18 protein-coding genes are annotated in these 18851 nt (G+C 59.6%); 9 read left to right on the forward strand and 9 right to left on the reverse strand.

What is annotated here, in order from left to right; genetic code table 11:
- Window positions 1–6: 6 nt before the first annotated feature.
- Window positions 7–1644, reverse strand: a complete 1638-nt coding sequence (locus ACMXYJ_RS27535; protein WP_415757680.1) for a 5-guanidino-2-oxopentanoate decarboxylase — start codon at window positions 1642–1644, stop codon at window positions 7–9.
- A gap of 159 nt (window positions 1645–1803) precedes the next feature.
- Between ACMXYJ_RS27535 and ACMXYJ_RS27540 the strand changes: the two genes are divergently transcribed.
- On the forward strand, window positions 1804–2685 hold the full coding sequence (locus tag ACMXYJ_RS27540; RefSeq protein ID WP_415757681.1) for a LysR substrate-binding domain-containing protein: 882 nt from the start codon (window positions 1804–1806) through the stop codon (window positions 2683–2685).
- A gap of 218 nt (window positions 2686–2903) precedes the next feature.
- On the opposite strand, the gene ACMXYJ_RS27545 is transcribed toward ACMXYJ_RS27540, so the two are convergent.
- Together ACMXYJ_RS27545 and ACMXYJ_RS27550 are read right to left on the reverse strand one after the other, a co-directional pair.
- Window positions 2904–3518, reverse strand: a complete 615-nt coding sequence (locus tag ACMXYJ_RS27545) for an NAD(P)-dependent oxidoreductase (protein ID WP_415757682.1) — start codon at window positions 3516–3518, stop codon at window positions 2904–2906.
- A gap of 50 nt (window positions 3519–3568) precedes the next feature.
- On the reverse strand, window positions 3569–4450 hold the full coding sequence (locus ACMXYJ_RS27550) for an MBL fold metallo-hydrolase (RefSeq protein ID WP_415757683.1): 882 nt from the start codon (window positions 4448–4450) through the stop codon (window positions 3569–3571).
- Between the two features lie 114 nt (window positions 4451–4564).
- On the opposite strand from ACMXYJ_RS27550, the gene ACMXYJ_RS27555 reads away from it, so the two are divergent.
- Window positions 4565–5470, forward strand: coding sequence for a LysR family transcriptional regulator (locus tag ACMXYJ_RS27555; protein ID WP_415757684.1), 906 nt, complete (start codon window positions 4565–4567; stop codon window positions 5468–5470).
- A 174-nt stretch (window positions 5471–5644) separates the two neighbouring features.
- A complete protein-coding gene (locus ACMXYJ_RS27560) occupies window positions 5645–5866 on the forward strand; it encodes a hypothetical protein (protein ID WP_415760839.1) in 222 nt (73 codons plus the stop codon).
- A 9-nt stretch (window positions 5867–5875) separates the two neighbouring features.
- Here ACMXYJ_RS27560 and ACMXYJ_RS27565 read toward each other — a convergent pair whose 3' ends face one another.
- Window positions 5876–6772: a helix-turn-helix domain-containing protein gene (locus ACMXYJ_RS27565; protein WP_415757685.1), complete on the reverse strand. Its 897-nt coding sequence runs from the start codon at window positions 6770–6772 to the stop codon at window positions 5876–5878.
- Between the two features lie 188 nt (window positions 6773–6960).
- On the opposite strand from ACMXYJ_RS27565, the gene pobA reads away from it, so the two are divergent.
- Together pobA and ACMXYJ_RS27575 are read left to right on the forward strand one after the other, a co-directional pair.
- Window positions 6961–8145 carry a 4-hydroxybenzoate 3-monooxygenase gene (pobA, locus tag ACMXYJ_RS27570; RefSeq protein WP_415760815.1) on the forward strand — a complete coding sequence of 395 codons (1185 nt, stop codon included), beginning with the start codon at window positions 6961–6963 and terminating at the stop codon, window positions 8143–8145.
- Between the two features lie 80 nt (window positions 8146–8225).
- Window positions 8226–9743 carry an MDR family MFS transporter gene (locus tag ACMXYJ_RS27575; RefSeq protein WP_415757686.1) on the forward strand — a complete coding sequence of 506 codons (1518 nt, stop codon included), beginning with the start codon at window positions 8226–8228 and terminating at the stop codon, window positions 9741–9743.
- A gap of 87 nt (window positions 9744–9830) precedes the next feature.
- Here the strand turns inward: ACMXYJ_RS27575 and ACMXYJ_RS27580 are convergent, their stop codons facing one another.
- The 4 genes from ACMXYJ_RS27580 to ACMXYJ_RS27595 form a co-directional block, all read right to left on the reverse strand.
- Window positions 9831–10679 carry a cache domain-containing protein gene (locus ACMXYJ_RS27580; RefSeq protein WP_415757687.1) on the reverse strand — a complete coding sequence of 283 codons (849 nt, stop codon included), beginning with the start codon at window positions 10677–10679 and terminating at the stop codon, window positions 9831–9833.
- Between the two features lie 123 nt (window positions 10680–10802).
- Complete coding sequence (locus tag ACMXYJ_RS27585) at window positions 10803–11675, reverse strand: ATPase (RefSeq protein WP_415757688.1); 873 nt, start codon at window positions 11673–11675, stop codon at window positions 10803–10805.
- Between the two features lie 118 nt (window positions 11676–11793).
- Window positions 11794–12786 (reverse strand): NAD-dependent epimerase/dehydratase family protein, encoded by a 993-nt coding sequence (locus ACMXYJ_RS27590; protein ID WP_415757689.1) that lies wholly within the window; start codon window positions 12784–12786, stop codon window positions 11794–11796.
- A 54-nt stretch (window positions 12787–12840) separates the two neighbouring features.
- On the reverse strand, window positions 12841–13734 hold the full coding sequence (locus ACMXYJ_RS27595; protein WP_008156078.1) for a LysR family transcriptional regulator ArgP: 894 nt from the start codon (window positions 13732–13734) through the stop codon (window positions 12841–12843).
- A gap of 96 nt (window positions 13735–13830) precedes the next feature.
- Here ACMXYJ_RS27595 and ACMXYJ_RS27600 point away from each other — a divergent pair, with 96 nt between their 5' ends.
- The 3 genes from ACMXYJ_RS27600 to ACMXYJ_RS27610 all read left to right on the forward strand — a co-directional run bounded on the left by ACMXYJ_RS27600 (window position 13831) and on the right by ACMXYJ_RS27610 (window position 15615).
- The gene (locus ACMXYJ_RS27600; protein ID WP_415757690.1) at window positions 13831–14232 is read left to right on the forward strand and encodes an ACT domain-containing protein; all 402 of its coding nucleotides are present in this window, start codon (window positions 13831–13833) and stop codon (window positions 14230–14232) included.
- A gap of 7 nt (window positions 14233–14239) precedes the next feature.
- A complete protein-coding gene (locus tag ACMXYJ_RS27605) occupies window positions 14240–14842 on the forward strand; it encodes a LysE/ArgO family amino acid transporter (RefSeq protein ID WP_283189012.1) in 603 nt (200 codons plus the stop codon).
- Window positions 14843–15018: 176 nt separating this feature from the next.
- Window positions 15019–15615 (forward strand): superoxide dismutase, encoded by a 597-nt coding sequence (locus ACMXYJ_RS27610; RefSeq protein ID WP_046049719.1) that lies wholly within the window; start codon window positions 15019–15021, stop codon window positions 15613–15615.
- A gap of 175 nt (window positions 15616–15790) precedes the next feature.
- Here ACMXYJ_RS27610 and ACMXYJ_RS27615 read toward each other — a convergent pair whose 3' ends face one another.
- Window positions 15791–16057, reverse strand: a complete 267-nt coding sequence (locus tag ACMXYJ_RS27615) for a DUF6124 family protein (RefSeq protein WP_046049726.1) — start codon at window positions 16055–16057, stop codon at window positions 15791–15793.
- Between the two features lie 678 nt (window positions 16058–16735).
- Here ACMXYJ_RS27615 and ACMXYJ_RS27620 point away from each other — a divergent pair.
- Entirely contained in the window at window positions 16736–18787 is a 2052-nt protein-coding gene (locus tag ACMXYJ_RS27620; protein ID WP_415757691.1) for a putative bifunctional diguanylate cyclase/phosphodiesterase, read from the forward strand.
- Window positions 18788–18851 lie beyond the last annotated feature (64 nt).

Consider the following 18851-nt stretch of genomic DNA (forward strand, 5'->3'; position numbering starts at 1 on the left):
GGAAAGTCATTTCGACACCGCCTTCATCCACACGGTCTGATCGATTTCAATCAGGGTCGGACCCTGGCGATCAGTAGCGGCACGCAGTGCGCTGCGCAGTTGCTCGACACCGCAGACGGCTTCGGCGGCACAGCCCAGCGCCTTGGCCACGCCGATGAAGTCCGGGGTGTAGATGTCGACGCCAACCGGCTCGATGGCGCGGTTGACCATGTATTTCTTGATCTCTTCGTAGCCCTGGTTATTCCACAGCAGGACGATCACCGGGGTGCGCGCTTCAACGGCGCTGGCCAGTTCCGGCAGGGTAAATTGCAGGCCGCCGTCGCCGATCAGGCACACCACCGGAGGACGCGCGCCGTTTTCAACGCTGCCGCCGAGCCAGGCGCCAATCGCTGCCGGCAAGGCATAACCGAGGGTGCCGTAACCGGTGGACGAGTTGAACCAGCGACGCGGGCGTTCCGGGTTGAACGTCAGGTTGCCGGTGTATACCGGTTGGGTCGAATCGCCGACGAAGACTGCGTTTGGCAGTTCGTGCAAGACGGTTTCCAGGAAGCGGGTCTGGGCCAGGGTCGGCGCATCCCAGGTGGCGGCCAGTTCGTCACGCAAGCGTGCGGCACGGACCTGGCCCCAATCGTTGCGGCGCTCGGCCAGCGAGTGGTGGGACAGTTCGCTCAGCAAGGCTTGAGCCGCGTTGCGCGAGTCGGCTACCAACGCGACTTTCGGCGGGTAGTTGCGCACGGTCTGGTCGGGGTCGATGTCCACACGCAGCAGCACGCCAGGAATTTCGAAACCGCCGGCGAAGGTCACGTCGTAATCGGTCTCGGCCAGCTCGGTGCCGATCGCCAGCACCACGTCAGCTTCAGCCACCAGAGCGCGAGTCGCGACCAGGCTTTGGGTCGAGCCGATCAACAACGGATGGTTGGATTCGAGCATGCCTTTGGCATTGATGGTCAGGGCCACCGGGGCGTCCAGCAACTCGGCCAGTTCAGTCAACTCGGCGGCGGCATCGATGGCGCCGCCACCGGCGAGAATCAGTGGGCGCTTGGCACCGGCCAGCAGCGCGGTCATGCGGCTGATTGCACTCGGCGAGGCACCGGCGCGGTCGATGTTCACCGGTACGCTGGCGAGCAGGTCATCGGCCTCTTCGACCAATACGTCCAAAGGAATTTCGATGTGAACCGGACGCGGACGGCCGGCCTGGAACAGCGCAAAGGCACGCGCCAGGACGCCCGGCAATTCAGCCGCCGACATCAAGGTGTGGGAGAACGCCGCCACGCCACCGACCAATGCGCTCTGGTTTGGCAGCTCGTGCAGCTTGCCGCGACCGCCGCCCAACTGGCTGCGTGATTGCACGCTGGAGATCACCAGCATCGGGATCGAGTCGGCGTAGGCCTGGCCCATGGCGGTGGTGATGTTGGTCATGCCAGGGCCGGTGATGATGAAGCACACACCCGGTTTGCCGCTGGTGCGAGCGTAACCGTCGGCCATGAAACCGGCGCCCTGTTCGTGACGCGGCGTGACGTGGTTGATGCTCGAACGGGCCAGCCCGCGGTACAGCTCCACGGTGTGAACCCCGGGAATGCCGAACACCTGCTCGACCCCGTAATCTTCGAGTAACTTGACCAATACTTCGCCGCACGTCGCCATGTCTTTGCCCTTCTTGTTCGTTTGAGACGCCGGACCTGCGCAGTGTTTATGATGAGTGGGCAGGTCCAGGGATGGCCTCATTGGAACGGGCGACACGTAGCCGCAACAATGGATAAAAAGTCATACTAGCCATGTCCTCACGTCATACCTTGGATCCCAATGAAACGATTGCCTCCCCTGCCGGCGCTGCACACTTTTCTGATTACCGCGCAGTGCTGCAACTTCACCCGTGCTGCCGAACAGCTGTACATCACCCAAGGTGCGGTGAGTCGGCAGATCGCCGGGCTGGAAGAACACCTGGGTTATGAACTGTTCATTCGCCAGGCCCGCGGCCTTGACCTGACGGCAGAAGGACGGGAATGGTTGCCACGGGTCCAGCAGATTTTCGGCTTGATCGACGAGGCGGTGGAGCAGATCGGCGAGAAGCGCGAAACCCTGCAACTCAAGGCCCCGACGTGCGTCATGCGTTGGCTGTTGCCACGGCTGTTGCAATGGCAACGGGAGCGCCCGGATGTGCCGGTGGAATTGACCACCACGGTCAAACACGGTGTGGATTTTCATCGCGAGCAGTTCGATGCAGCCGTGGTGTATGGCGTGCCACCGGACACCTCACTGGCGTCCCATCGGTTGTTTGATGAACAACTGACGCCGGTCTGTTCCAAACCGTTGCTCGAAGGTCCGGTGCCGCTGCTGACGCCGGAGGATCTGGAGCAGCACATGTTGCTGCACCCGACACGGGATGAACGGGACTGGAAGGCCTGGCTGGCCACTGCGGATATTCGCTTGAGCAATGTCGGTAAGGGTCAGCATTTCGAAACGCTGGACCTGGCGATGTCGATGGCGTCCCAAGGGACAGGCGTGGCGATCGGGGATTGGTCGCTGATTGGCGATGATTTGAGTGCGGGGCGGCTGGTCATGCCGTTTGAATTGAAGGTGAAGACGGGGTTGGCGTATTACCTGGTTTTCCCGGAAAAACCCGGGCCTTCGCCGAAGTTGCGTGAGTTGATGGGGTGGTTGGTGGAGCAGGCTCAGGCGCGGTGAAAGTGCGTGGAGTGGTGTGTCAGTTAGATCCGCCCCTCACCCCAGCCCTCCCGAAACGTCGGACCGCCCCAGAGGGGAGAGGGGGAAAGGGAGCCGATCTTCATGCTTTTCAAACCTGAGTTCGACTCGATTTCTCAGGTCGATGTACCTCCAAGAACAACTCGGTCAGTCCCCTCGCCCCTCTGGGGAGAGGGTTAGGGTGAGGGGTGGATTTCAGCTCAATACCCGACAGCAAACCGCTGCCGAGGGTGCTTCGGCGCTTCCACTTCATCCAACATCGCAATCGCATAATCGGCAAAAGTGATCCAGCTCCGCCCTTCGCTACTCACCAGCAAATCATCTTTGCCGATCCGAAACGTCCCCGTGCGCTCACCTTCGACAAACTCTGCCGATGGCGACACAAAGGTCCAGTCCAGCTCTTTTTCCTGCCGCAGGTTTTCCAGAAACAGCGCACCGGCACTGGCCTCAGCCTTGTACGCCTGCGGAAAACCCTCGCTGTCGATGACGCGAGTGCCGTCCGGCAGCAACAGCGAACCGGCACCGCCCACCACCAACAGACGTTTCACACCGGCCTTCTGCACCGGCCCGATAACGGCGCTGGCAGGAAGGGTCGCGAAGTGCGCAGCGCTGATCACCACGTCATGGCCAGCGACTGCCGCTTGCAAGGCTTCAGCGTCAAGCGCATCCACATTTTTGCTGACGACACCGGCACGCTGACCGATCTTTGAGGTGTCGCGGGCAATCGCCGTAACGCTGTGACCACGACGCAGGGCTTCTTCCAGCAGTTGGCTACCGGCACGACCGGTGGCACCAATGATTGCGATCTTGCTCATGACGTTCTCCAGTTGGCGTAGTTGAATCTGAAATGATCAGGTACGGCGGGTTACCACTTCATCTCGCCCTTGGCGACTTTGGCGCTCAGTTCAAGCGAGCTTTCTTCACCCAGCTTCGGGTAGCGTTTTTTCATCGCGGCGATCAGCGCGGCAGCGTCTTTTGCCTTGGCGGTTTCTTCGTCGAACGCCTTGATGTAATCGGCGGTGAACTGCACGGCGGCCAGCGAACGGGCGCTCTCACCGAGGTAATGACCCGGCACGATGGTTTTCGGCTTCAAGGTTTCGATGTCATGCAGCGTAGTCAACCAATCGGCGTGGGACTGCGGCGTCTGGGTGTCGGCCATCCACACGTGGATGTTTTCCGCGACGACAACGCCACCGACCACAGCCTTGATCGACGGAATCCAGACAAAGGTGCGATCCGGCTGCTTGCCCTCAAGCCCCACCACCTGCAATTTCTGCCCTTCGAGCATCAGGCTGTCGCCTTTGAGTACATCCGGCACGATGGTTTTGGCCGGCACGTCAGCGCCCATTTTCGGCCCCCAGAACGCCAGTTTGCCGTCGACGGTTTTCTGGATGTGATCCACGGTCGGCTGCGAGGCGAGCACTTTGGCATTGGGGAATGCGGCGGTCAGGGTGTCGAGGCCGAAGTAGTAATCCGGGTCACCGTGGCTGATGTAGATGGTGGTCAGTTGCTTGCCACTGGCGCGTATCTTCTCGACCACTTGCTCGGCCTGGGATTTGCCAAATTGCGCATCCACCAAAATCGCGTCTTTCTCACCGCTGACCAACACCGAGGTCACCGGGAAGATCGCCTTGTCGCCCGGGTTGTAGACATCCAGGGTCAGGGTCGAGGCAGCCGCCGCATGGGCCGCGAAACCGAGGGTGGCGGTGGCCAGCAAAATACGTTTAAGCGAGGTGAAGCCGATCATCTGTTGCTCCGTTGTCCGAATGCCGTGCTTGGCGATGGGACAGAGCTTAGTTGCACGACTCAGTACAAAAAATGCGATGCTGGAACATAGTTTGTTTCTGAAAGCGGGCAAATCATGGATCGTCTACAAGCAATGCGGGTGTTCGTCGCGGTGGTTGACCTCGGCAGTCAATCGGCCGCCGCCGATCACCTGGACCTGTCACGGCCGGTGGTTTCGCGCTATCTGGCGGAGCTGGAGGATTGGGTGGGCGCACGTTTGATGCACCGCACCACGCGCAAGCTGAGCCTGACCGCCGCCGGCAGTGAAATCCTGCCTCGGTGTCGGCAGATGCTCGACCTGTCCACGGACATGCAAGCCGCCGTCAGCGAGCCGGACGAGGCACCACGCGGCCTGTTGCGGATCAGCGTCAGCACTTCGTTCGGTCAGGCACAACTGGCGGATGCCATGGCCGCTTACGTCAAACGTTATCCCGGCGTGAGCATCGACCTGCAGATGCTCGACCGCACGGTGAACCTGGTGGATGAGCGCATCGATCTGGCGATTCGCACCAGCAACGACCTGGACCCGAACCTGATCGCGCGACGGCTGACGGTTTGCCGCTCGGTGATCTGCGCCTCCCCCGCTTATCTCCTCGAACACCCGACGCCGCTGCGGGTCGAGGATCTGAGCCAGCACAATTGCCTGACCCACTCCTACTTCGGCAAAAGCCTCTGGCATTTCGAGGAGGACGGCGAGCAGGTGTCAGTGCCGGTGCAGGGCAACATCAGCGCCAACGAAGCCAGCACGTTGTTGCGCGCGGCGATGGCCGGCGCCGGGGTGGCGATGCTCCCCAGCTATCAGGCCGGCCTGCATATCCACAGCGGCGAACTGATCCGCCTGCTGCCCCACGCCGAACCCCGGCAAATGAACGTTTACGCGGTGTATGCCTCACGCAAACACATGCCGGCGGCGTTGCGCAGCATGCTGGATTTTCTGGTACTCAGGTTTCCGGAAGAGCCGGAGTGGGATATCGGCCTGTAACCAGATCAAAATGTGGGAGCGGGCTTGCTCGCGAAAGCGGTGGGTCAGTCGCCATCATTGTTGAATGATCGACCGCTTTCGCGAGCAAGCCCGCTCCCACAGGGGGGTATCAACGCTCTGAATACCGGGTTACATGCAAACGCCGCTTTGGTGGCAACTCACTGGCGCTGACCTATGCTGAAAGTAGTACCGAAGGGTATTCGTTCAGAGGTCAACGCCATGAACATCAAAACAAGAAGATACCTCGCTATTTTCATCACCTGCGCGACCACGCTCGTGCTGTATGGCACTGCGGCCTGGCGCGTCGAACAGTTGCGACAACAGCCCCGTGAATACGCGAGCTGCAACTTCGAACGCTGCATTCCCCACAACGCGACCCTCAACGCCCTCAAGTAACGAAGGGGATCAGGCCTCGTTGTCCTGATCGGCCTTCAAGCGGTCGCGAAATGCCTTGGGCGAGATCCCCACTCGACGTCGGAACAGGCGCGTGAAGTTGGTCGGATCAGAGAACCCCAACACGTCGGACATTTCATAAATGGTCATGCTGGTGTAGGTCAGCAAACGCTTGCCCTCCAGCAACTGACGCTCGTGCATGATCTGCAACGCCGGTTGCCCCGCCAGCTCACGGCAGGTGCCGTTGAGGTGGGACACGGAAATCCCCAGCCGATGGGCCAGGTCCTCGACTTTGACGTGTTGGCGATAGGTCTCTTCCACCAGTTGGATAAAACCGTTCAGATATTCCCGGGCACGCTGCGGACGCTGGCTGGCGTTGCGACGGGAAATCACCTGGCGGCTGACCCACACCATGATCACGCTGACCAGCGAATGCATGAGCATTTCGCGAGCCGGCTGGTGGCCGGTGTATTCGTCTTGCAGCGCTGAAAACAGGCTGTTGAGGTATTCGCCTTCCTTGCCCGCCGGATAACTTTCGGCCTGGGCCAGGGCGTTCACCGAGTTGCCCAGTTGCGCCTGAAGATGAGCAACCAGCGGCGCGGCCAGGGTCACGACAAACCCTTCGACGTCCTCGGAAAAACGATAGCCATGCACCGATAACGGCGGCAAAACCAGGATCGCCGGCTCGGTCAGCTGCGTACGTTTGCCTTCGATTTCAAGCTCTGCCTGACCTTTGAATACGAAGAGCAACTGGCACAAATCGGCGTGGCGGTGGGGTTTGATTTCCCACTGGTGTTCGCGGCTGCGTTTGGAAATGGTTTCACAGTGCAGCAAGTCCGGGGTCGGCCAATCCAGGCTTTCACCGTAGAGCTTGAACACTGGAATCGAAGGTAGGTCAGGCTTGTTCATCACTTCAATCCAGGCCTCGGGGGTAAGCGGGCGATAATCGCACCGATTGGCAGAATGTACAGGTATCGGCTCAGTTTTCCCCTTCAATTGACAGACTCGCGAGAGAAAAATGCAAGCACTCGATCCATAAAAATTACTCACCGGCCCTGGTCGCGTGAAGCTTGCGAGTCATAAAAACAATGAAAATTCTGAAAACCCAAATCGCCATCATCGGCGCCGGTCCGTCTGGTTTATTGCTCGGCCAATTGCTGCACAACGCCGGCATCGACACCCTCATTCTCGAACGCCAGACCCCGGACTATGTGCTCGGACGAATCCGTGCCGGCGTCCTCGAACAAGGCATGGTAGAGCTGTTGCGCCAGGCTGGGGTGGGACAGCGAATGGACGCCGAAGGGCTGGTCCACACAGGCTTCGAACTGGCCCTCGACGGACGCCGCGTACACATCGATCTGCAAGCCCTGACCGGTGGCAAAACGGTGATGATCTATGGTCAGACCGAGGTCACCCGCGACCTGATGGCCGCTCGTCGGGAGGCCGGTGCGCAGACGATTTACGAGGCAATTAACGTCGTTCCTCACGGGATGAAAACCGAAGAGCCGTTCGTGACTTTTGAGAAGGACGGCGAGCTGTATCGACTCGATTGCGACTACATCGCCGGGTGCGACGGTTTCCATGGCGTGGCCCGACAGTCGATTCCCACCGAGTGCCTGAAAGTGTTTGAGCGGGTCTATCCGTTTGGCTGGCTGGGGATTCTTGCCGATACCCCGCCAGTGCACGAAGAGCTGGTTTACGCCCGGCATGAGCGCGGTTTTGCCCTGTGCAGCATGCGTTCGGCCACCCGCACTCGCTACTACCTCCAGGTACCGGCCGACGAGCACGTCGAGAACTGGTCGGATCAGCGCTTCTGGGATGAACTCAAATCCCGTCTGCCTGAAGCATTGGCTGACAACCTGGTCACAGGGCCTTCCATCGAAAAAAGCATCGCGCCATTACGCAGTTTTGTCGTCGAACCAATGCAGTACGGGCGGATGTTTCTGGTCGGCGACGCCGCACACATCGTCCCGCCCACTGGCGCCAAGGGTCTGAACCTGGCGGCCAGCGACGTCAGTACGCTGTTCAACATTCTGCTGAAGGTTTACCGAGAAGGCCGTGTGGATTTGCTGGAGAAATACTCCGAGGTCTGTTTACGCCGGGTGTGGAAAGCCGAACGGTTTTCCTGGTGGATGACCTCGATGCTGCACCGCTTCGACGATAACGATGCCTTCAGCCAGCGGATTGCCGAGTCGGAATTGGGGTACTTCGTCGACTCTGAGGCCGGTCGAAAAACCATTGCAGAAAATTACGTCGGCCTTCCATACGAGGCTATCGAATAGCCTGCTACCGACTTACACTGGCGAGCATCCCCGCTCGCCTTGCTCCTTGCGGGTCAATCACCGTCCGCAGGTTCTTACCCGTGACCAATCTCAACCAGCCTGAAACGCCCAAACCAGCCATTCGCAGCGTGTTGATCGCCCTGATGCTGGCAATCTTTCTGGGCGCGCTGGACCAGACCATCGTTGCCGTGTCGATGCCAGCCATTTCCGCACAATTCAAGGACGTCAGCCTGCTGGCCTGGGTGATTTCCGGCTACATGGTGGCGATGACGGTGGCGGTGCCGATCTACGGCAAACTGGGCGATCTGTACGGTCGCCGCACGTTGATGCTGTTTGGCATGGGGTTGTTCACGGTCGCTTCGTTTTTCTGTGGCATGGCCCAGAGCATGGAACAATTGGTGCTGGCGCGGATTCTTCAAGGGATTGGGGCTGGCGGGATGATTTCGGTCAGCCAGGCGATCATCGGCGACATCGTGCCGCCCCGGGAACGCGGCCGCTATCAAGGTTACTTCAGCAGCATGTACGCCGTTGCCAGCGTGGCCGGCCCGGTACTCGGCGGTTACATGACCGAGTACCTGTCGTGGCGTTGGGTGTTCTTGATCAATCTTCCGTTGGGCCTCGGTGCCTGGTTGGTGGCCAATCGCACGCTGGTGGGTTTGCCAGTGCCGCAACGCAAACCGATCATCGATTACCTCGGCACGTTGCTGATGATTATCGGCTTGACCGCCTTGTTGCTGGGCATCACCCAGGTCGGTCAGGGCCATTCGTGGCGCAGCGCCGAAGTGCTGGGCCTGCTCGGTTGTGCAGTGTTGGTATTGGCGCTGTTTGTCTGGCATGAACGCCGGGCGCGGGAGCCGCTGCTGCCGATGCATTTGTTCGCCAATCGCAATGCGATCCTGTGCTGGTGCACGATCTTCTTCACCAGTTTCCAGGCGATCTCGCTGATTGTGTTGATGCCGCTGCGCTTCCAGAGCGTTACCGGCGCCGGGGCCGACAGCGCCGCATTGCACCTGTTGCCGCTGGCGATAGGGTTGCCGATCGGGGCGTATTTCGCCGGCCGCCGAACCTCGGTGACCGGGCGCTACAAACCGATGATTTTGACCGGCGCCCTGCTTATGCCGATCTCGATTCTCGGTATGGCGTTCAGTCCTCCCCAGGCATTTGTACTCAGTAGTTTGTTTATGTTGCTCAGCGGGATCGCTAGCGGCATGCAGTTCCCGACGTCCCTGGTCGGTACGCAGAACTCGGTGGCACAACGGGACATCGGTGTCGCCACCAGCACCACCAACCTGTTCCGCTCATTGGGCGGCGCGGTGGGTGTGGCGTTGATGTCAGCCCTGTTGCTGGCATTGTTGCAGGACTCAAGTTTCGCCCACCTGGCCGGCTCTTCGATGATTGCCGAGGGCAGTTCGGGGAACGTCTTGCTCGATGGTTTGAACGCTGCGCCGGGGGATGCGCAGAACGCCTTGCGCGCCGAACTGCTGCTGACCTTTCAACATTTGCTGATGGTCAGTGCGGCGGTGTCGCTGCTGGGGCTGGCGGCGGCGATTGCCATGCCGAACATGGTGTTGCGGGGGCGTGAGGATAAGGTTCGCTAAAAGCAAAAGATCGCAGCCTGCGGCAGCTCCTACAGTGGAATGCGTACACCCTTGTAGGAGCTGCCGCAGGCTGCGATCTTTTGATCTTCAAGGGCTGTAATACCCGACAGCCACCAGAAAATGCCCGACCTTTTTCAGATACGCATGCTTGTCCTCGACCTTGCCGGTCACCGGGTTTTTCCAGCGATACTCGTATTCGCCGTAGTCCTGCTTGGCCATCAGCGCCAGGATCGGTTCCCCAACCGGCTTGCCTTCCGGATCCTTGATCTTGCTGAAATCAGTATTGATCAACCGCAGGTTGGTGCCGTGGGCGACGTATCGCTGGTTATCCAGGTCGACGACGAAGACGTACAGGTCATCCTGCAAGTACCCGCCCTTGAGGGAGTTGATGGCCGTGAGCGTGCCCTTCTCGTCCTTGACCAGATCGGCCGCTGCGTTGTTCAGCAACGCCATCGCCTGTTCCGCTGAAGCCCGTGGCAAGTAGTAACCCACCGCCAGGATCCGCTGACCAATGCGCTGGTAGAACACATGCTTGCGTTCGACCTTGCCGTCGGACCAGTTCTGCCAGCGATATTCCGCCTGCTGAATGCCGTTGCCCTCCGGCACTTTCAAGGCGTCTTTGAAGGCTTTCTGCAAATCCGGCCCGAGCACATCGGACACATCACGGCCAATCAACGCCGAAGACGGCCCGCCGCTGGCGAGCATCACGCCCTTGGTGTCGACCACGAACACGTAACGATCCTTGTCGACAAACTCCCCCTGACGGCTGAAAGCGGCGAAGGCCTTGTCGCCATTGTCGTGGTAGTTCGCCAGGGCTTTTTCCAGCAAGGCTTTGGCTGCCTGGCTGTCGTCCTTTTCCGTGCCGGCAGCTTGAACCTGGCCCAGGCACAGCAAAAGCATCACGCCCAGCAAGGCCAACCTATGCAAAAACCCCATTACGCATCCCTCGTTCTTGTTGGTGTTTCAAGAGCGTAGACGGCAATGGGGTATGTATGGATATTCAGCGAATGGCAGTGTGTAAGGAAATCATTCCCGGGGAGTCCGGGAATGACTCATGGCTCAAGGCCGGGCGCGCAGCTGCTGTTGCAGATTCTGGATCTGCGCCTGAAGGGTGTTGATGTTGCGGGTGACCTGGCTACGGAAGGCGTCGAATTCGGCGGTATTGGTCCCGCCTGGCGTCGCGGCCGGGCGATTGTCCTGTTGGCTTTTGAGGACAATGACTTCCTGCTCCAGACGCTCGATGGCGGCGCTCGGGTTGCCTTGTTTCTTCAATGCAACAATGTCGGAGCCAAGGCTTTTTAGCTGTGCATCGAATTTGTCTGTGTCGGCCGGGTTGCTTTTCAGCACGGCGACATCGCTGTTCAAGACTTTGACCTGAGCCTGCAACTGAATGGTGGAGGTCTGTTGTTCGGTGCCTTGCTCGGTTATCTGCGCCAAGCGCTTATCCAGATCGGTGGTCTGTGCGCTCATCAGTGCCAGGCGTTTGTCCAGATCGGTGGTCTGGCCGACAACGCCTTGCTGTTGTTTGCTTTGATCCTGGAGTTTGCTTTCCAGTTGTTTGATTTGCAGCTTCAAGGCTTCGCTGTCGCTGCTGACGTTGGTCTGACTGGCGACAACCTTGCCGGAAATGTCCTGCAAGCGCCCCGCCGCATCCTCACTGATACGCGCGAAACTTTCCTGAGTCGCCACCAATTGCTGTTCCATCAGCGAGAGCTGCTGGAAGCTCCACCAGGCCAAGCCTGCAAACGCGAAGAACAAGGCGCCAACCAGCGCCCACAACGGGCCGGTGCTCGGGCTTTTGACTTTGACCACTGGCGTGGTACGCGAATGCACGGAGTTACGAGCGGTGGTCGGAAAATCATCGTCGTCGAGGCTGTCGGCACGCAGGCTCGGTACATCGAAGTCGTCGTTGGCATCGTTACGCATGGACATTGAGTCAACCTTTGTGGAACGCGGTGATGGCTTGATGCGGCGCAGTATAACCCCCACGGCCGCATCGATTGACCCTCAACCCCGAACTCGGTTCAGTGTGGCGGCGCTAACCCGCGCGTCAGCGGATGTCCTGGGCCTTCCACCAGCCGCAGAATTCATCGAGGGCGGTCCAGAGACTGACTTTGGGATCGTAGTCCAGATAATGCCGGGCGCGGCTGATGTCGAGGGTGAAATTTTTGTTCATGACCTGCATGCCCAGGCGCGACAGGGTCGGCTCGGGGCGACCCGGCCACAGCTTGCACACGCCCTCGTTGAGCGCCGCGACGGTGTAGGCCAAACCGTAGGAACGGTAGCGCGTGACCTGTGGGACATCCATCTTGCGCATCACGTAATTGACCACGTCCCACAACGGCACCGGTGTGCCGTTGCTGATGTTGTACGCCTTGCCCAAGGCCGAACCGCTGGCCAGCAAGCTGCTGAGCAGCGCTTCATTGAGGTTTTGCACGCTGGTGAAATCAACCTTGTTCAGGCCGTTGCCGATGATCGCGAGCCGTCCCATGCGCTGCATTTTCAGCAATCTCGGGAAGATGCTCATGTCACCAGCCCCCGTCACGAAACGCGGGCGCAGGGCCAGGGTTTCGAGGCCGAACTCCTGAGCGCCGAAAACCTTTTGCTCGGCCAGGTATTTGGTGGCGGCGTAGGGATGTTTGAAGCGCTTGGGCACCTGTTCTTCGGTCAGTCCCAGATGATCGCGGCCATCGAAGTAGATCGACGGCGACGACAAGTGCACCAGTCGCCGAACCCGCTGTTTCAGGCAGGCCTCGACCACGTTTTCGGTGACCTGCACGTTACCTAGATGGAAGTCCTGATAACGCCCCCACAAACCGACCGCACCGGCGCAATGCACCACAGCTTCGACGTCGGAGCACAGGTCGCGCGCCAGTTCCGGGTCGCTCAAGTCCCCCTGGATGAACTCGGCGCCACGGCGCACCAGATGCTCCACACTTTCGGCCCGGCGACCGTTGACCCGCACGTCCAGGCCCTGCTCCAGGGCAAAACGCGCAAAGCGCCCGCCGATGAAGCCGCTTGCGCCGGTAACCAGAATCTTCATGAATTGCTCCGAATATTTCGTTTTGCGTATTTCGTCAGGTCTTGACGCTGCCCGTCAGTCCAACGGCACCAGCCATTGCTTCGACGAACGCACCAACTGATCGGTGAGTAACCCCAGCAACTGACCGCCATTGCGCCAATGATGCCAGTACAGCGGCACATCGATCGGCTTATCAGGCAAAAGCTCTACCAATACGCCGCGCTCCAGTTGCTCGCGCACCTGCAGTTCCGGCACCAGGCCCCAACCGAGTCCCGCCTCCGTGAGGCGGATGAAGCCTTCGGACGAGGGGCATAAATGGTGTTCGAATCCGCCATCGACGCCGAGGGACGCGAGGTAGCGATGCTGTAGGAAATCGTCCGGGCCAAACACCAGCGCGGGCGTTTTCGACAACAGATCGGCGCGTACACCTTCAGGAAAATGTCGGGCGATAAAGGCCGGGCTGGCCAGCGCACGGTAGCGCATGGCCCCCAGCAAAACGCTGCGCGCGCCGGCCACCGGGCGCTCGCTGGCGCAGACACACGCCGCGACTTCACCGGCGCGCATGCGTTTGAGGCCGACGGTCTGGTCTTCGACCACCAGATCGAGCAGCAAATGCTGTTCTGCACAAAAATCCCCGACCGCCACGGCCCACCACGTGGCGAGGCTGTCGGCATTCAAGGCGATGCGCAGACGTTCCGGCAGACCTTCTTCGTCGAGTGCCGGCACCAGTGTTTGCAGGTCCCGTTCAAGCAAACGCACCTGCTGCACATGGTTGAGCAGCCGTCGGCCGATTTCGGTCGGGGCCGGCGGTGTCACCCGCACCAACACCGGTTGGCCGACCCGCGCCTCCAATAATTTGATGCGCTGGGAGATCGCCGATTGCGACAAGCCCAGCACCTGAGCCGCACGTTCGAACCCGGCCTGCTCGACCACCGCGGCCAAGGCAGAAAGCAATTTATAGTCGAACATCAGTTTTCCTAATGAGCGATCAGCATGATTGGTTTTTCTTATACAGCCTGACACCGGAGAATGACCAGCAAGAACTCTTCAACAAGGAACATCGACATGGCTGGCGAAACCTCATTGGCAACCCTGCTGCGCAGCATGAGCCCGCAACTCAATGCCGGCGAATACGTGTTCTGCACCCTGCGCGACGGCAAGTTGCCGACAGGCCTGGAGATCGTCGGCAGTTTCCGCGAGCAGGAAGGTCTGACGGTGATTCTGGAACGTTCCCACGCCGAGAAGGCCGGTTTCAGTTTCGATTACGTTGCGGCCTGGATCACCCTGAATGTGCACTCGGCCCTCGAAGCCGTCGGCCTGACCGCCGCATTCGCCACAGCATTAGGCCAGGCGGGCATCAGCTGCAACGTGATTGCTGGCTATTACCACGACCATTTATTCGTCGGCCAGGCCGATGCCGAACGCGCCCTGCAGGTACTGCGGGATCTGGCGGCCAACGCGGAGTAAACATCTTATGTGGCAAAGCTATGTGAACGGCCTGTTGGTGGCCGCGGGGCTGATCATGGCGATCGGTACTCAGAATGCGTTTGTGTTGGCTCAGAGCCTTCGACGCGAACATCACCTGCCCGTGGCGGCACTGTGCGTGACCTGCGATGCCTTGCTGGTGGCCGCCGGGGTATTCGGCCTGGCGACGGTGCTGGCGCAGAACCCGACGTTGCTGGCAGTCGCCCGCTGGGGTGGCGCGGCGTTTCTGATTTGGTATGGCAGCCTGGCATTGCGTCGGGCCTGCTCGAAACAGAGCCTGCAACAAGGCGAAAGCCAGACCGTGCGCTCACTGCGTGCGGTGATGCTCAGTGCTTTGGCGGTAACGCTGCTTAACCCGCACGTTTATCTGGATACCGTGCTGCTGATTGGCTCCCTCGGCGCACAACAAACCGAGCCCGGCGCTTACGTCGTGGGCGCGGCCAGTGCGTCGTTGCTGTGGTTTTTCACCCTGGCGCTCGGCGCAGCGTGGTTGGCGCCGTGGCTGGCTCGGCCAAGTACCTGGCGAATCCTTGATCTGTTGGTGGCAGTCATGATGTTCACCGTGGCCTTTCAATTAATCGTCGCCAGCTGATTATTCCAAAAGGCTCTGGAACCTCTATCCCACACAGTTGTTGCGTGGTTATGCCGCACCCCCGGTGCTATGATCCGATCCGATGCGCCGCAAAGAGTACAAACTCCCCGGCGCTTGTCTGGCCGCCCGTGATCGGCCTTGCGCTCACCGCAACTGACCTGATTAGGAGAATCATCATGGCTTTCGAATTGCCGCCGCTGCCTTACGCACACGATGCCCTGCAGCCGCACATTTCCAAGGAAACTCTGGAATTTCACCACGACAAGCACCACAACACCTATGTCGTGAACCTGAACAACCTGGTGCCAGGCACCGAGTTCGAAGGCAAGACCCTGGAAGAAATCGTTAAATCTTCTTCGGGCGGTATCTTCAACAACGCCGCTCAGGTCTGGAACCACACTTTCTACTGGAACTGCCTGGCGCCAAACGCCGGCGGTCAACCAACCGGCGCACTGGCTGAGGCGATCAACGCAGCCTTCGGTTCGTTCGACAAGTTCAAGGAAGAATTCAGCAAGACTTCCATCGGCACCTTCGGTTCCGGTTGGGGCTGGCTGGTGAAAAAGGCTGACGGTTCCCTGGCCCTGGCCAGCACCATCGGCGCCGGCAACCCGCTGACCAACGGCGACACCCCGCTGCTGACCTGCGACGTCTGGGAACACGCTTACTACATCGACTACCGCAACCTTCGTCCAAAATACGTCGAAGCGTTCTGGAACCTGGTCAACTGGAAATTCGTGGCTGAGCAGTTCGAAGGCAAAACCTTCACTGCTTAAGATCGATGCCCAAGAAAAAACCCGGCTTAGGTCGGGTTTTTTTATGGGCGGTGGAAATGTGGTGCCTGGGCGGCCGCCATCGCGAGCAGGCTCGCTCCCACAGGGGGAATACATTTCAAAGGTGGGAGCGAGCCTGCTCGCGAAGAACGATGACGCGGTAGAACTGACTGAACGCCTATTCCTGCGGGTCGACGATATCCAACGCCCGATTAACGGCCAAGTCCGCCAACATGACGATCTGCGCGATGGCCAACGCCGTACTGCGCTGGGAGCCGGTCAGGTAGGTGGCGAAATCACTGGCCAAGACGTTGGCTGAAGCCAATGACTCACAGGCGTGGGCCAGGAGGGATTCGGTATCCATGTCGGGGGCGATCATGAACATAGTGTTGGGACTGTAGGGCTTGGTGGTGTTGAAGGGGGGATCGGGGATTAACTTATCCACTTACATCTCCTTTTGAGTTTAGTGCCATCGATTCCCGATCTCACTCGAAGAAGAGGTGGCAGCTATGTGCAGGGTGAGATCACCGGCAAAAGGAACCCGGCCGGACCGAAGTCCGCCCGCACACAGCCGCCATAAAACAATTGCTGACAGCCTGGAGCTGGCGGCAATTATGGAGGGCCTAGCGCTGGTTTCCAATTGCTTAGTCGGGGATCTCACTCCCGATCGCTGATTTTCAGCGACAGCCAAAAGGTAATTGAACCCGCTTCCTACGGGCAACCTGAAAACCTCGTGGGAAAGGTCTGGTTTTTTTACCGCTGTTTAAACGGACGCATCCGTTGCCTGTGCGGCCGCCATCGCGAGCAAACTCGCTCCCACATTCAAAACGTGTACATCCGCAGAAACCAAGGCGATTTCCCACGATGAAACCAGCCTTCAGCCCCTTGCCCCAACGCCACAGCGGTCTAACATCAACCAAACAGAAAATATGTCCCAATCCCCCTCAAGTTGAAGGCCCCAACAACCGACACAGTACAAATAGCGCAAATACCCCAAACGACAGCATTTCGGCCAAGCTACAGGCAAAACCCCATGTGATTGATTGTCCCTTTGACTGCCATCACCGGATTGCCAATACTCATGGCAACTTGACGCTACCCGCACGGAACAAGGAATGACTCTTTGAAGCTGGAACTCAAGAACAGCTTGTCGGTGAAGTTGCTTCGGGTCGTGCTCCTGTCGGCATTGATCGTCGGCGTGGTCTTGAGCTGCGCGCAGATCGTTTTCGATGCCTATAAAACACACCAGGCCGTGGCCAGCGATGCCCAACGCATCCTCGACATGTTCCGCGACCCCTCGACCCAGGCCGTCTACAGCCTGGACCGGGAAATGGGCATGCAAGTGATCGAAGGCCTGTTTCAGGACGACGCTGTGCGCAAGGCCTCCATTGGCCATCCCAACGAAGCCATGCTCGCGCAAAAGTCTCGCGAGTTGCAGCATTCCGACAGTCGCTGGCTGACCGACCTGATCCTCGGCAAGGAACGCACCTTCACCACCCAACTGGTGGGTCGCGGCCCTTACAGCGAGTATTACGGCGACTTGAGCATCACCCTCGACACGGCCACCTATGGCCAGGGTTTCATCGTCAGTTCGGTGATCATCTTCATCTCCGGCGTGTTGCGTGCGATGGCCATGGGGCTGGTGCTGTACCTGGTCTATCACTGGCTGCTGACCAAGCCGCTGTCGCGGATCATCGAACACCTCACGGAAATCAATCCGGATCGCCCCAGCGCACACAAAATCCCGCTGCTCAAGGGGCATGAAAAGAACGAACTGGGGATCTGGATCAACACCGCCAACCAGTTGCTCGAGTCCATCGAGCGCAATACCCATTTGCGCCACGAAGCGGAAAACAGCCTGCTTCGCATGGCCCAGTACGACTTCCTCACCGGCCTGCCGAACCGCCAGCAATTGCAGCAGCAACTGGACAAAATCCTGGTAGACGCCGGCAAGTTGCAACGTCGGGTCGCGGTGTTAGTGGTCGGCCTGGACGACTTCAAGGGCATCAACGAACAATTCAGCTACCAGACCGGCGACCAACTGCTGCTGGCCCTGGCCGATCGCCTGCGGGCTCACAGCGGACGCCTTGGCGCCCTCGCCCGCCTCGGCGGCGACCAGTTCGCCCTGGTTCAGGCCGACATCGAACAACCCTACGAAGCGGCCGAACTGGCCCAAAGCATTCTCGATGACCTGGAAGCGGCATTTGCCCTCGATCATCAAGAGATTCGCCTGCGCGCGACCATCGGCATCACCCTGTTCCCCGAAGACGGTGACAGCACCGAGAAGCTGCTGCAAAAAGCCGAGCAGACCATGACCCTGGCCAAGACTCGCTCGCGCAATCGTTATCAGTTCTATATCGCCAGCGTCGACACCGAGATGCGCCGCCGTCGCGAGCTGGAAAAAGACCTGCGCGACGCCTTGGTCCGTGGCCAGTTCTACCTCGTCTACCAGCCGCAGATCAGCTATCGCGATCACCGGGTGGTGGGTGTCGAAGCGCTGATTCGCTGGCAGCATCCTGAGCACGGGCTGGTTCCGCCGGACTTGTTCATCCCCCTGGCCGAGCAGAACGGCACCATCATCGCCATCGGCGAATGGGTGCTGGATCAAGCGTGCAAGCAATTGCGCGACTGGCATGACCAGGGTTTCGTCGACCTGCGCATGGCGGTGAATCTGTCCACGGTGCAGCTGCACCACGCCGAGTTGCCACGGGTAGTCAACAACCTCCTGCAGATGTATCGCCTGCCACCGCGCAGCCTAGAGCTGGAAGTCACCGAAACCGGCCTGATGGAAGACATCAGCACGGCCGCCCAGCACCTGCTCAGCCTGCGCCGCTCCGGTGCGCTGATCGCGATCGACGACTTCGGCACCGGTTACTCGTCATTGAGCTATCTGAAAAGCCTGCCGCTGGACAAGATCAAGATCGACAAGAGCTTCGTTCAGGACCTGCTCGATGACGACGACGATGCGACCATCGTTCGGGCCATCATCCAGTTGGGCAAGAGCCTGGGCATGCAGGTGATTGCCGAAGGCGTGGAAACCCCCGAGCAAGAGGCCTACATCATCTCCGAGGGCTGTCACGAAGGTCAGGGCTATCTCTACAGCAAGCCGCTGCCGGCGCGGGAATTGAGCGCGTATCTGAAACAAGCCCAGCGCAGTAACGCGGCTATCTTGTAGAAAATCAAAAGATCCACGACACAACCCCGCGTGAATAAGAAATATTTCCAGGTACAGCCCTTTA

The organism is Pseudomonas arabinosi (genome assembly GCF_047758675.1).
In the GTDB taxonomy this organism is placed as follows: domain Bacteria; phylum Pseudomonadota; class Gammaproteobacteria; order Pseudomonadales; family Pseudomonadaceae; genus Aquipseudomonas; species Aquipseudomonas arabinosi.

Excerpts from the sequence above, each read along its gene's own strand:
- ACMXYJ_RS27535 (WP_415757680.1), bottom strand. The coding sequence starts at position 1,644 with ATGGCGACGTGCGGCGAAGTATTGGTCAAGTTACTCGAAGATTACGGG.
- ACMXYJ_RS27540 (WP_415757681.1), top strand. The coding sequence starts at position 1,804 with ATGAAACGATTGCCTCCCCTGCCGGCGCTGCACACTTTTCTGATTACC.
- ACMXYJ_RS27545 (WP_415757682.1), bottom strand. The coding sequence starts at position 3,518 with ATGAGCAAGATCGCAATCATTGGTGCCACCGGTCGTGCCGGTAGCCAA.
- ACMXYJ_RS27550 (WP_415757683.1), bottom strand. The coding sequence starts at position 4,450 with ATGATCGGCTTCACCTCGCTTAAACGTATTTTGCTGGCCACCGCCACC.
- ACMXYJ_RS27555 (WP_415757684.1), top strand. The coding sequence starts at position 4,565 with ATGGATCGTCTACAAGCAATGCGGGTGTTCGTCGCGGTGGTTGACCTC.
- ACMXYJ_RS27560 (WP_415760839.1), top strand. The coding sequence starts at position 5,645 with ATGCTGAAAGTAGTACCGAAGGGTATTCGTTCAGAGGTCAACGCCATG.
- ACMXYJ_RS27565 (WP_415757685.1), bottom strand. The coding sequence starts at position 6,772 with ATGAACAAGCCTGACCTACCTTCGATTCCAGTGTTCAAGCTCTACGGT.
- ACMXYJ_RS27580 (WP_415757687.1), bottom strand. The coding sequence starts at position 10,679 with ATGGGGTTTTTGCATAGGTTGGCCTTGCTGGGCGTGATGCTTTTGCTG.
- ACMXYJ_RS27585 (WP_415757688.1), bottom strand. The coding sequence starts at position 11,675 with ATGTCCATGCGTAACGATGCCAACGACGACTTCGATGTACCGAGCCTG.
- ACMXYJ_RS27590 (WP_415757689.1), bottom strand. The coding sequence starts at position 12,786 with ATGAAGATTCTGGTTACCGGCGCAAGCGGCTTCATCGGCGGGCGCTTT.
- ACMXYJ_RS27595 (WP_008156078.1), bottom strand. The coding sequence starts at position 13,734 with ATGTTCGACTATAAATTGCTTTCTGCCTTGGCCGCGGTGGTCGAGCAG.
- ACMXYJ_RS27600 (WP_415757690.1), top strand. The coding sequence starts at position 13,831 with ATGGCTGGCGAAACCTCATTGGCAACCCTGCTGCGCAGCATGAGCCCG.
- ACMXYJ_RS27605 (WP_283189012.1), top strand. The coding sequence starts at position 14,240 with ATGTGGCAAAGCTATGTGAACGGCCTGTTGGTGGCCGCGGGGCTGATC.
- ACMXYJ_RS27610 (WP_046049719.1), top strand. The coding sequence starts at position 15,019 with ATGGCTTTCGAATTGCCGCCGCTGCCTTACGCACACGATGCCCTGCAG.